Annotated in this window: 6 protein-coding genes and 2 pseudogenes; 6 read left to right on the forward strand and 2 right to left on the reverse strand. The window is 75.4% G+C overall.

Annotation, left to right across the window (positions count from 1 at the left end; genetic code table 11):
- Positions 1 to 170: 170 nt before the first annotated feature.
- Complete coding sequence (locus I5Q34_RS13400) at positions 171 to 1,421, reverse strand: nucleotide sugar dehydrogenase (RefSeq protein ID WP_199892394.1); 1,251 nt, start codon at positions 1,419 to 1,421, stop codon at positions 171 to 173.
- A 192-nt stretch (positions 1,422 to 1,613) separates the two neighbouring features.
- On the opposite strand from I5Q34_RS13400, the gene I5Q34_RS13405 reads away from it, so the two are divergent.
- The gene (locus I5Q34_RS13405) at positions 1,614 to 3,323 is read left to right on the forward strand and encodes a glycerol-3-phosphate dehydrogenase/oxidase (RefSeq protein WP_199892395.1); all 1,710 of its coding nucleotides are present in this window, start codon (positions 1,614 to 1,616) and stop codon (positions 3,321 to 3,323) included.
- 6 nt (positions 3,324 to 3,329) lie between these two features.
- On the opposite strand, the gene I5Q34_RS13410 is transcribed toward I5Q34_RS13405, so the two are convergent.
- A complete protein-coding gene (locus I5Q34_RS13410) occupies positions 3,330 to 4,436 on the reverse strand; it encodes a serine hydrolase (RefSeq protein WP_199892396.1) in 1,107 nt (368 codons plus the stop codon).
- A gap of 126 nt (positions 4,437 to 4,562) precedes the next feature.
- Between I5Q34_RS13410 and I5Q34_RS13415 the strand changes: the two are divergent.
- From I5Q34_RS13415 to I5Q34_RS13430, 5 genes and pseudogenes are all read left to right on the forward strand, one after another.
- Positions 4,563 to 5,415 (forward strand): annotated as a pseudogene (locus I5Q34_RS13415) (serine/threonine-protein kinase); the annotation flags it as partial.
- A gap of 636 nt (positions 5,416 to 6,051) precedes the next feature.
- A pseudogene (locus I5Q34_RS36025) lies at positions 6,052 to 6,663 on the forward strand (protein kinase); the annotation flags it as partial.
- 820 nt (positions 6,664 to 7,483) lie between these two features.
- Positions 7,484 to 9,112: a hypothetical protein gene (locus tag I5Q34_RS36030; RefSeq protein ID WP_374193009.1), complete on the forward strand. Its 1,629-nt coding sequence runs from the start codon at positions 7,484 to 7,486 to the stop codon at positions 9,110 to 9,112.
- Between the two features lie 408 nt (positions 9,113 to 9,520).
- A complete protein-coding gene (locus I5Q34_RS13425) occupies positions 9,521 to 10,000 on the forward strand; it encodes an ATP-binding protein (RefSeq protein ID WP_199892397.1) in 480 nt (159 codons plus the stop codon).
- A gap of 534 nt (positions 10,001 to 10,534) precedes the next feature.
- Positions 10,535 to 11,749, forward strand: a complete 1,215-nt coding sequence (locus I5Q34_RS13430; protein WP_199892398.1) for a hypothetical protein — start codon at positions 10,535 to 10,537, stop codon at positions 11,747 to 11,749.
- Positions 11,750 to 11,839: the final 90 nt, after the last annotated feature.

An 11,839-nucleotide genomic window follows, 5' to 3' on the forward strand; every position in this document is an offset into this window, starting at 1 on the left:
TTTCACCGTTTCTTCCGGGGCCCCGCCCCGGGGCCCGGGCGCGGCTCCGCCGCGCGGAGGGCGGGGGCTTCGCCCCCCGCACCCCCACCGGGGCTCCGCCCCTGGACCCCGAAGCGCCCTTCGGGCGCTGTCCTCGAACTCCCCGGAGGGGGCAACGCCCGTCCGGGGCCTCACAGCCGGTGCGCCGCGCCCGCCGGGCTCGCCCCCCTCGTGTCCAGCAGCAGCTGGGCCTTCACCGCCAAGCCCTGCAAGTCGTATGTCCGGTGGTGCTGCAGAAGCAGCGTCAGGTCCGCCTCCGCCGCCGCCTCGTACAGGCAGTCCACCCGTGGCACCTCCCGGCCCCCGACCCGCCAGCCCGGCACGTACGGGTCGTGGTAGCGGATCTGCGCGCCCAGTTCCATCAGCCGGGAGGCGATCTCGGGGGCGGGGGAGCCCTCCTGGTCGCCGGTGTCCGCCTTGTAGCCGACGCCGAGGAGCAGCACCCGTGCGCCCCGTGCCGACTTGCCGTGTTCGTTGAGGAGGGCGGCGCTGCGCTGGGTGACGTAGAGCGGCATCCGCCCGTTGACGTCCCGCGCAAGCCCCACCATGCGCAGCGGGTGGCCCGTCCCGACGTGGTCGACCGGTGTGCCGTGCCCCCCGACGCCCGGCCCGGGCCGGAATGCCTGGAAGCCGAACGGCTTGGTCTCCGCGCAGCGCACCACGTCCCACAGGTCGACGCCGATGTCGTGGCAGAAGACCGCCATCTCGTTGGCGAGGGCGATGTTGACGTGGCGGTAGTTGGTCTCCCACATCCGTACGGTCTCGGCCTCCCGCGGGCCCCGCGCCCGGACGACCTTGTCGCAGAGGCGTCCGTAGAACGCGGCGGCCGCCTCCGTGCAGGCGGGGGTGAGGCCGCCGACGACCCGGGGGACGCGGGCGAGGTCGCGGTCCCGGCGTCCGGGGTCGGCCCGGCTGGGGGAGTACGCGAGGTGGAAGTCGCGCCCGGCGCACAGCCCGGAGCCGTCCTCCAGCAGCGGGCGCACGAACTCCTCGGTGGCGCCCGGGTGCACGGCCGACTCCACGATCACCGTGGTGCGGGGCCGGAGGCGGGGCGCCAGCGCGCGGGCGGCGGCCCCGACGGCGCGCAGGTCGAGGACGCCGTCCTCGCCGAGCCGGGTCGGCGCGCAGATCACGGCCGTGCGGACCCGTTCGAGCACGGCGTCCTCGGTGGTCGGGTGGAAGCCGGCGGAGAGCATCCGGCGCAGCTCGGCGGCGGTGAGGGTGCCCGGGCCGTCCTCGGCGGGCAGCCGCCCGGCGCGCAGCTCGGCGACGGTGCGCGGATCGGGGTCGTGGCCGACGGTCGCCACGGAGGCGGCGGTGGCGGCCCGGGCGAGGGGCAGGCCGAGATGGCCCAGTCCGATGACGGCGAGGTCTGCGGGCATGAGGTGACGCGGTCCTTCCCCTCGACCGACGGTCCGATCCGATCCCTGAGCGGTGTAGATCAGGTTAAGGGGATATACGACATATTTCGGGCATTGCCGCTCCGGGCGTCGCCCTGGGCGTCCGCGCGGGAGGCCGCCCCGGCCGATCTGGGGCAGCATCGGAAGGAGACCCCGACGCAGCGGGAGGCAGTGGTGAGGACAGCGACACTCGGGCCGGCCGAGCGCACCGCGGCGCTCGCCCGGATGGCGGAGCGGGAACTGGACGTCCTGGTGGTCGGCGCCGGCGTCGTCGGCGCGGGCACCGCGCTGGACGCCGCCACCCGCGGCCTGGTGACCGGCCTCGTGGAGGCGCGGGACTGGGCGGCCGGCACCTCCAGCCGCTCCAGCAAGCTCATCCACGGCGGGCTGCGGTACCTGGAGATGCTCGACTTCGCGCTGGTCCGCGAGGCGCTCAAGGAGCGCGGGCTGCTCCTCGAACGGCTGGCCCCGCACCTGGTCAAGCCGGTGCCGTTCCTCTACCCGCTCCAGCACCGCGGCTGGGAGCGGCTCTACGCGGGCTCGGGTGTCGCGCTCTACGACGCGATGTCCGTCTCCTCCGGGCACGGCCGCGGCCTGCCCCTCCACCGCCACCTGACCCGCCGGCACGCCCTGCGGGTGGCCCCCTGCCTGCGCAAGGACGCGCTGGTCGGCGCCCTCCAGTACTACGACGCCCAGATGGACGACGCGCGCTACGTCACCACCCTGGTGCGCACCGCCGTCGCGTACGGCGCCGAGGCCGCCAACCGGACGCGCGTGGTGGGCTTCCTCCGCGAGGGGGAGCGGGTCGTCGGCGCCCGGGTGCGCGACCTGGAGGCGGGCCGCGAGTTCGAGATCCGCGCCCGGCAGGTCGTCAACGCCACCGGCGTGTGGACGGACGACACCCAGCAGCTCATCGCCGAGCGCGGCCAGTTCCACGTACGGGCGTCCAAGGGCATCCACCTCGTCGTGCCCAAGGACCGGATCCACTCCACGACCGGGCTGATCCTGCGCACCGAGAAGAGCGTGCTCTTCGTCATCCCCTGGGGCCGGCACTGGATCATCGGCACCACGGACACGGACTGGGACCTGGACAAGGCGCACCCGGCCGCGTCCAGCGCCGACATCGACTACCTGCTGGAGCACGTCAACTCCGTGCTCGCGGTGCCGCTGACGCGGGACGACGTCCAGGGCGTGTACGCCGGGCTGCGGCCGCTGCTGGCCGGCGAGTCGGACGCGACGAGCAAGCTCTCGCGCGAGCACACCGTGGCGCACCCCGTCCCGGGGCTGGTGGTCGTGGCGGGCGGCAAGTACACGACGTACCGGGTGATGGCCAAGGACGCGGTGGACGAGGCGGTGCACGGGCTCACGCAGCGCGTGGCCGACTGCGTCACGGAGGACGTGCCGCTGGTGGGCGCCGAGGGATACCGCGCGCTGTGGAACGGGCGGGCGCAGCTCGCGCGGCGCACCGGGCTGCACGTGGCGCGGGTGGAGCACCTGCTCAACCGGTACGGCTCGATGGTGGACGAGGTCCTCGACCTCGTCACGGCCGACCCCTCGCTGGGCCGCCCGCTCGGCGGCGCCGACGACTACCTGCGCGCCGAGGTCGTCTACGCGGCCTCGCACGAGGGCGCGCGGCACCTGGACGACGTCCTCACCCGGCGCACCCGCATCTCCATCGAGACCTTCGACCGCGGCACGCGCAGCGCCCGCGAGGCGGCCGAGCTGATGGCCCCGGTGCTGGGCTGGGACCGCGCGCAGGCCGACAAGGAGGTCGAGCACTACGAGAAGCGGGTGGAGGCGGAGCGCGAGTCGCAGCTCCAGCCGGACGACCGCACGGCGGACGCGGCACGGCTGGGCGCGCCGGAGGTCCAGCCGCTGGCCTAGGGAGTGCTAGCAGAACTCCGCTGCCAGCAGCCGGGCTTCCTCCCGCGGCCGGATCCCCGCGTCCGCGTTCACCCGGTACGTCAGCACGTGCCGCCCGTCACCCGTCCCCACCGCGGCCGCGTACGACCCGTTGATCTCCCCGTCGTGCCCCCACAGCACGTCCCCGCACGGCAGCCGCACCGGGAACAGCCCCATCCCGTACCGCCCCCGTGAGGCCGTCGTGTCGCGCATCGCGCGCAGCTGACCCGCCGGCAGCAGCGTGCCGCGCAGCAGCGCGCCGAGGAAGCGGCCGAGGTCGGGGAGGGTCGAGACCATCTCGCCCGCCGCGCCCGCGACGGACGGGTTGAGGTCGGTGACGTCGAGCAGCCCGCCGCCGGGCGCCGTCGCGTACGCGCGGCCGTGCGGCCGGGGCAGGGACGCGCGCGTCCCGGGGAAGCTGGTGCCGGTGAGGTGCAGGGGGTCCAGTACGCGCCGGCGCGCCTCGGCCGCGTAAGGGTGGCCCGTGACCTGACGGATGACCATGCCGAGGAGCAGGTAGTCGGTGTTGGAGTAGTGGTACGCCGTGCCGGGCGGTGCGTAGGGGGCGTGGGACAGCGCGGTCCGTACCAGTTCGTCCGGCGCGTGCGAGGCGAAGCGGTGGCCGGGGAACCCGTCCCCGAAGGACGCACGGAAGAGCGCGCCGTCCTCCGTGTAGGAGAACAGGCCGCTGGTGTGGGTGAGGAGTTGGCGCACCGTGACCCCGCGGAGCGCCGCGCCCGCCGGCGGCGGCAGCAGCGCGGCGACCGGCTCGTCGAGCCGGAGCCGCCCCTCGGCGGCGAGCTGGAGGACGACCGTGGCGACGACGGTCTTGGTGAGGCTCCCGGCGCGGAAGCGGTCGGCGCGCCCGATGGGGCGCCCGGTGCGCACGTCGGCCACCCCGGCCGCTGTGAACCGGGAGGCGCCGTGAGCATCTTGTGACAGCGCGGCGGCCCCGGGAACCGCTCCTCGTGCAACGATGTCCTGTACAGGAGAGCGGGCAGGGTCGCCATCGCACGCCGTCGTCAGCGCCATGACGGTGCAGCACAGCGCGGCCATGGCCGCCGTGATGCGCGAGAGGGCACTGCGCGTCGGCATGCGCTCATCATCCATGGTCACATCCATGCTCGGACGGACCCTGGCCTTCCACTGGTCGGCGGATGAGAGACAATGGTCGCTCTGCCGGGGTCGGTTGGTCGCAGAGCTGAATGCCAGAGGGGACGCATGTCGGACGCGGAGCAGACGCAGGGCACGACCGGGCGCCTCCTCGCCGGGCGCTACCGCCTGGGCGACGTGCTCGGCCGGGGCGGCATGGGCACGGTCTGGCGTGCCACCGACGAGACCCTGGGGCGTGTCGTCGCCGTCAAGGAGCTGCGTTTCCCGGCCAACATCGACGAGGACGAGAAGCGCCGCCTGATCACCCGTACCCTGCGCGAGGCCAAGGCCATCGCCCGGATCCGCAGCGCCGGCGCCGTCACCGTCTACGACGTGGTCCACGAGGACGACCGCCCGTGGATCGTCATGGAGCTCATCGAGGGCCGCTCGCTCGCCGACGTCATCCGCGAGGACGGGCCGCTGAAGTGGCGGCGCGCCGCCGAGGTGGGCCTGGCCGTGCTCGACGTGCTGCGCGCGGCGCATCTGCAGGGCATCCTGCACCGGGACGTGAAGCCGTCCAACGTGCTCATCGCGGACGACGGCCGCGTCGTCCTCACCGACTTCGGCATCGCCCAGGTCGAGGGCGACCCCTCGGTGACCTCGACCGGCATGCTCGTCGGCGCCCCCTCGTACATATCCCCGGAGCGGGCGCGCGGCCAGAAGCCCGGCCCGCCCGCCGACCTGTGGTCGCTGGGCGGTCTGCTGTACGCGGCCGTCGAGGGCGCGCCGCCGTACGACAAGGGGTCGGCCATCGCCACCCTGACCGCCGTCATGACCGAGCCGCTCGGCCCGCCGAAGAACGCGGGCCCGCTCGAAGGCGTCATGTACGGACTGCTCGCCAAGGACCCGCAGAAGCGGCTCGACGAGGCCGGCGCCCGGGCGCTGCTCACCGAGGCCGTCAACGCGCCGGACGAGCGGCTGCCCGCGCCGTCCCGGACGAGCGCGGACCCGGAGGCCACGCAGGCCATCGCCGTGCCGAAGGTTCCGGAGAAGGCGGATAAGGCGGAGAAGGCGGACAAGCCGGTGCGGTCGGCGAAGCCGGCCAAGCCCGTGAGGACCGAACGGCCGCCCGCGTCCGCGTCCGCCCCGCGGAAGCAGTCCCTGGAGAAGACCGAGGGCGGCCGGTCGGCCTTCCGTCCGCTGCGGGACGCCGCTCCCTCGGGCTCCGCCTCGGCGCGCCCCGAGGCGGAGCCGCAGCCGCAGCCGCCGCTGGGCGGCGCGTACACCGAGACCCTGGTCCGGATGCGGGTCCCGGCGCAGCGGCGGGTGCTGCTCGCCGTGGTGGCCGTCGTCGTGCTGGCGGTCATCGGCACCGTGATCGCCCTCCTCGTGCACCGTGGCAGCTCGGGTGACGAGGGCCTGCGGCCGCTCGTGCCGGTCCGCGCGTCCGTCGCGTCCGTCGTGTCCGACGATCTGAGCGGTATCTGAGCCGTAAGGGCCCGCCGGGCCGCGTCCGGCACGTATCGTGAGGGGTCGGGGACGGTACGCAGCCACAACCGACGTCCGGGCGACCGGCGTTGAGGGGATGCGGGGATATCGCGCGCTTTGGGGAGGCGTCGTGGACGACTACGCGGGCCGGGTGCTCGCCGACCGGTATCGCCTGCCGCTGCCCCCCTCCGACGCGTTCGAGCTCGTGGAGACGCGGGCGTTCGACACCTACAGCGGGCAGGAGGTCCTGGTCCGGCAGATCCCGCTGCCCGAGGTGGTGGACGCGGAGCTCGTCGACTTCGGTGACCCCGGCGGCTCCGGCGGCTCCGGCGGCCTCGGTGACGAGGGCGGCGACCGGGCCCGGTCCGGCCGTCCGCGCACGGTCGCCGGTGCCGCGGACCCGGCTGTCCGCCGCGCCCTGGAGGCGGCGACGGCCGCGGCCCGGATCCCCGACCATCCGCGCCTGGACCAGGTGTTCCACGTCTTCGCCGAGGCGGGCAGCCTGTGGATCGTCAGCGAGCTGGTGTCCGCCCGCCCGCTCGCCGCGGTCCTCGCCGAGCGCACCCTCTCCCCCCACCGCGCCGCGGAGGTCGCCGCCGACGTCCTCACCGCCCTCCGCGCCCTCCACGCCCAGGGCTGGACCCACCGCAACATCACCACCCGCACGGTCCTGATCTGCGAGGACGGCCGCGCCGTCCTGACGGGCCTGGCGGCGGGCGCGGCGGAGGAGGCGCTGTGCGGCTACGACCCGGTGCCGGGCGCGGCGCGTGCGGGGGAGGACGGGGGGGTGGGGGGCGCCGGCGCGCCGTCCTGTCGCCCGGAGGGCGGCGGTGCTGCCGGGGCGCAGGCGCGGAGCTCCGCCGACGGCCCGGACGGTGCCCGGGGCGTGCACGGCGCCGGGCGCGGCTCCGGCCGGGCGGAGACGGAGCCCGGCGGTGGCTTCGGGGGCGCGGGTGCGGAGGGCGGCCGCCGTACGGAGAGTGGCCGTACGGAGCGTGGCTTCGGCGGCACGGGTGCGGCGGGCGGTACCGGGGGCGCGTATCGCGCACAGCCCGGCTCCGGCCGCGCGGCGGGGGAGTCCGGCAGCGGCTTCGGGGGCACCGGTGCGGAGCCCGGTCGCCGTCCGGAGGGTGGTTTCGGGGGTGCGGGGGGCGGAGCCCCCGCGTACGGCGCGCGGCGCGGAGCGGGTGAGCGCGGCTTCGGGGTGCAGGGGCGGAGCCCTGCCGACGGGCCGGGGCATGGCGAGCGGCGTGGCTCCGGTGTCCCTGCGGCGGAGCCGGGTTCCGGGGTGCAGGGGCGGAGCCCCGGCGGCCGCCCCGCGGGGGGGGCGGGGGGCGGGGGCGGGCCGGGGGGAACGGGGGAATTGGGGGGCCCCCCCCGGGGGGGGGGGGGGGGGGGGGGGGGGGGGGGGGGGGGGGCGCCCCCCGCCGGGGGGGCGGGGGCGGGGGGGGGGGGGGGGCGGGGGGGCCGGGGGGGGGGCGGGGGGGGGGGGGGGGCGGGGGGGCCCCCCCCGCGGCCGCCCGGAGGGCGGTCCGGGGTCCGGGCTCGGCCCGGGAGAAACGGTGAAATGGGGGTCCCCCCTCCGGGGGAGGGACCGGGGCGCGCCCTCCCCCCAGCACCCCCCGCGCACCGATCCCCGCCGCGGCCCCCGCGCCAACGCCATCGCCGCCTACCGCGCCGGTACCAAGGCGGCGGCCGCCGCCCGCGCCGACGGCGGCGGCACCCGTCCCCCGACCGGCTCCTCCCCCTGGGGCGGCGGCACCGCCGCCAGCGGCACCGCCCCCGCCCCGGGCACCTGGAACGCGGACGCCCTGGTCCGCGGCGCATCCCCCGCCGCGTCCGGCCCGGGGCAGGGCGATCCCGGCGCGTCCCGCTCCGTGGAGACGGGGGAAAGGCCCCCCGCCAAGGGGGCCGGCTGGGCCGGCCACGACTCCCCCGGTGCCCTCGCCGCCGAGCGCTCCCGTCAGGCCCGCATGCTCGTCGTCGGCCCCGTCACCGAGCGCTGGGCGCCCGAACAGGCCTGGCCCGTCCAGGAGAACTGGCAGCTCGCCCCGCCCGTCGGCCCCGCCGCCGACCTCTGGGCCCTGGGCGCCCTGCTGTTCCGCGTCGTGCAGGGCCACGCGCCGTACCCGGAGGACAGCGCCGCCGACCTCGTCCGGATGGTCTGCTCCGAGCCCCCGGCGTACGCGGAGGAGTGCGGCGCGCTGCGGCCCGTCGTCGAGTCGCTGATGCGCAAGGACCCGGACGAGCGGCCGGACTTCGAGGAGTTGCGCGGCTGGCTGCGGTCCCTGATCCGGTCCGCCCCGGAGCCGGACGTGGGCAGCCGTACGGTCACCGTGCCGTCGTTCGCCCCGGGTCCCCAGGGCGCCCCGGCGGAGACGACCGCCGCCCGCGGCACCGCCCGGCTGCCGATCCCGCGCCGCCGCGGCGAGCTGGTGCGCCGCAGGCGCGCCCGGCCCGCCGGGCCCGCCCGCCACCGCAGGGCGGAGCCGCCCGCCGGCTTCGCCGCGGCGGGGCACCTCCAGGAGCAGCACGCCGCGCCGCGGCTCGGCAGGCTGCTGCTGGGCCTGATTCTGCTGCTGCTCGTCGGGGCGGTGCTCTACGCGCTGCTGTTCATGCCGCGCGCCTCGGAGAGCGCGGGCGCCGGGCAGGGCACAGGCCGCGGCGCGGACGCGCTGAGCGCCGCCCCGCAGGGGGAGCCCCGGGAGGAGCCGACGGCCGAAAGCGGCGGCGTGGCCAAGGGGTTCACGCTGCGCCGCGACCCGAAGGGCTTCACCGTCGCCGTCGCCCACGAATGGCAGCGCCGCGGGGACAACGCGCGCGGCCAGGTCGTCTACGCGGGCGGCGACTTCGAGTTGATCGTCGTGCCGGGCCGGGACAAGGTCGCGGAGTTCGGCGCCGACCCGATGGTCTACCAGCAGGAGAAGGAACCCGAGCTGGAGTCCTACCGCTCCTCGTCCTGGTCGGGCGCCTCCGGCCTGCGGCGGGTGGACGTCGGCCGGACGGCGGGCGCGGAGGGCGCGTTCAACTGGAACGACAGCAGCGGCCGGCAGGTCTATGTGCGCAACTCCGCGGTGATCATGGGCGGTCGGTACCACGTCCTGCAGGTGCTCGGCCCGATGAACGGACAGCGTTCGGTGGACACGTTCTTCGACCAGGCCGCCGCCACGTACCGTGCCAACGGCAATTGACGGCACATCAAGCGCGAGATCGATTCGTCGGTCATGCCCGGCGCACACGCCCCGTAATCGTCCGGAAATTCGCTCGGGCGAAATTCTGAGCGACAAAATCGCGGAATGTAATCGCCTCGCCTGAATTACCCCGGTCGGTCCGGGGAAATAGCCACGCTGTGTTGCCGTCGAGTGGTGTTCTGCGCGTAAGTCGTCACGCGACGGAGTAAGGTGCGGGCTCGGACTTCCTCCCCGCGAGCGCATACGCGCCGTAAGGCATGTGGCATGCATACTCCTTTGCTCCGGAATGTGTCTGAAGCGCTTGTTGGGGTAGTTGTGCGTCAACGGGGTTGTGGGGAAAGGGAGTCACGTGACGTGAGCCCTTGGAGGCGCGAGGCGTTGTGTCCGCCGGTTCGGATGGTGTGAGCGGTGCAGGTGCTTCAGGTGCAGATGGAGGTCGGGGCCGATCCCTCGGAGGTGGGGCGGGCCCGCAGGTGGGCGAGGTCGAGGCTGGCCGGTTGCGGGATAGGGGTGGACGAGCCGCTCGAGGAGACGCTGATCCTGCTGATCTCCGAGCTGGTGACCAATGCCGTGGTGCACACGGGCTGTCCGGCCGTCCTGCGGATGCTCTTCCCCGGAGGCACGGTCCGGGTCGAGGTCGCCGACTTCAGCGCCCGGCCGCCGCGGCGGCGGTGCGCCGACGGGAGCGAGACCGGCGGCCGCGGGCTGGAGCTGGTGGACGGCCTCGCCGACCGGTGGGGCTGGCAGCACGAGGGGTCGGGCAAGAGCATCTGGTGCGAGATCGACCGCAGGCCCGTCGCCCCCGGGCCGGCACCCGCACCGGCGTCCGCACTGCCCTTGTGGGGCGGCGCCTTTGAGCCACACCGCGTACTCACAAATGGGGCGTAGGCGGCAAAGTCCAGACCAGGTGTTGACGTGAAGTGTTCACGTGATCACTCTTGGATGCAGCGATTCGTTGCGAGGGGACGTCGAGACGCCCGGACGACCGGGGCGACTTGGCGAGTGCGGGTCGCGAACCGGCGCGACGACAGGGCTTCCGGCGCCGGAGTCGGTAGGCGGCGTGCGGTGCCGTGCTCGGGGTGCGCATCTGTGCGCCGCCGCTGACTGGTTCGGGTGAATGGCTCGTAACTGCCCCTCGAATGGCTCGATCTGTGACGCGCGCCACATTTTCCGGAGTGTGCCGTCCCTGGGGCCGTCCGCCTCCGTCTCTCCGGGTGGCGGTCCCGTGTTCGCGGGGCCGTGTGCACCTCCGGCCGAAGCTTCGCGCCGAGTGTCCGTATTCGGACCGAGAAGCACCATTCGGTAAGAATGACCCATTCAGGCAACCTCGTCGCCGTCCGCGACGTGAGGGCCGTCTCGGAACCCCTCGCCAACGGAACCTCTTGGCCGCCGGGGGAATCATTCTTGGAGAGAGGGGCGGATATGACACAGCAGGCTGAGCCGGGCTCGATACCGGGTGCGAAGTCCGCCGCGGCGTCGTCCGAGTCGGCTGCGTCAGCGGGCGCGGGAGCGGAGGCGGACGGCACGTCCGGCGGGGACGCCGGTGCCGTTCAGGGCGCCTCGGCAGCCTCCCCTGCCGGGCCCTCCGCCGAGTCCGCCGCGTCCGGGCCCTCCGCCGGGCCCGAGGCGTCCGGCACCCCCGCCGACGCTCCCGAGGCCGCCCCCGCCGGCACCCCCGGCAATCCCCCCTCCGGCCGTGAGCGCCCCGCCCGCGAGGTCGCGCATCCCGACGGGTTCGGGGCGGCCTTCTGCGCCTCCATGGCCACCCTCTGTGCCGAGTTCGTCATCGCCGCCACCGCCGGCGTCCTCGTCCTGCTCGCCCGGGAGCACGACGGGCTGCCGACCGCCCCCCTGGCGGCCGCCGCCGTCGGGCTCGGCGCGCTGCTGCTGACCGTGCTGCTCAGCGGCTTCATCACCGCCGCGGCCGTCATGCCCGCGCTGGCGCTGGCTCGCCGGGCCGCGCGGCGCGCCGGGCGGGAGGGGGACGGCCGGGCGTGGACCGCTGGGGCCGTGCCCGTGGTCGCCGCCGCCGCGGTGGCCGTCTTCGGCGTCGTCGCGGCCCTGGGCAGCCTCTCCCCCGCCCGCCCGCTGTCGTACCTGGTCTGGTGGGCCTCGCTCACCGCGGGCCTGCTGCCGCCCGCGCTGGCCGCCCGCGCCGCCGCCCGCCGGATCCGCGCGGGCCGCGCCGGCAGCGTCGCCCGCCGGGTGACGCGCGACGGCGCCGTCGCCTGGCTGGCCGTCGGCGCGGTGGGCGCGGCGGTCTACGGGACGGGGCTGGTCGACGTCTACAAGCCGCCGAAGCTCCACAAGTCCGATATCGCCGGCGTCTGGACCGACGGCCGGAACGGCAGCGTCACGCTGGAGAAGGGCGGCCGCGCCGTTGCCAAGGGCCTGGACAACTTCGACTGGGACGGCATGGGCAAGCCCCGGTCGAGGGACTGCGACGGCTCGGGCAGCTGGTCGCCGCTGAAGGACGGCGGGAAGATCGTCGGGGTGTCCGTACAGATAGACGCCTGTGAGCTGCGCAAGAACTGGAGCGTCATCGGGACGGCGAAGGAGCCGAAGCTCTTCCACGAGATAGGGAAGCAGGGCTCCGGCAAGCGGTACGAGCTGACGAAGGTCGTGAAGAAGAACTGAGACGGCGGCGGGCCGCCGGGCACGTGCCCGGCGGCTGGGAGCTGGACCCCGTCAGCGGCGAGGCCGCGCTGAGAGCCGGCCGTCCGGAAC

The organism is Streptomyces sp. AV19, from assembly GCF_015999245.1.
In the GTDB taxonomy this organism is placed as follows: domain Bacteria; phylum Actinomycetota; class Actinomycetes; order Streptomycetales; family Streptomycetaceae; genus Streptomyces.

Excerpts from the sequence above, each read along its gene's own strand:
- I5Q34_RS13400 (WP_199892394.1), bottom strand. The coding sequence starts at position 1,421 with ATGCCCGCAGACCTCGCCGTCATCGGACTGGGCCATCTCGGCCTGCCC.
- I5Q34_RS13410 (WP_199892396.1), bottom strand. The coding sequence starts at position 4,436 with ATGCCGACGCGCAGTGCCCTCTCGCGCATCACGGCGGCCATGGCCGCG.
- I5Q34_RS13430 (WP_199892398.1), top strand. The coding sequence starts at position 10,535 with ATGACACAGCAGGCTGAGCCGGGCTCGATACCGGGTGCGAAGTCCGCC.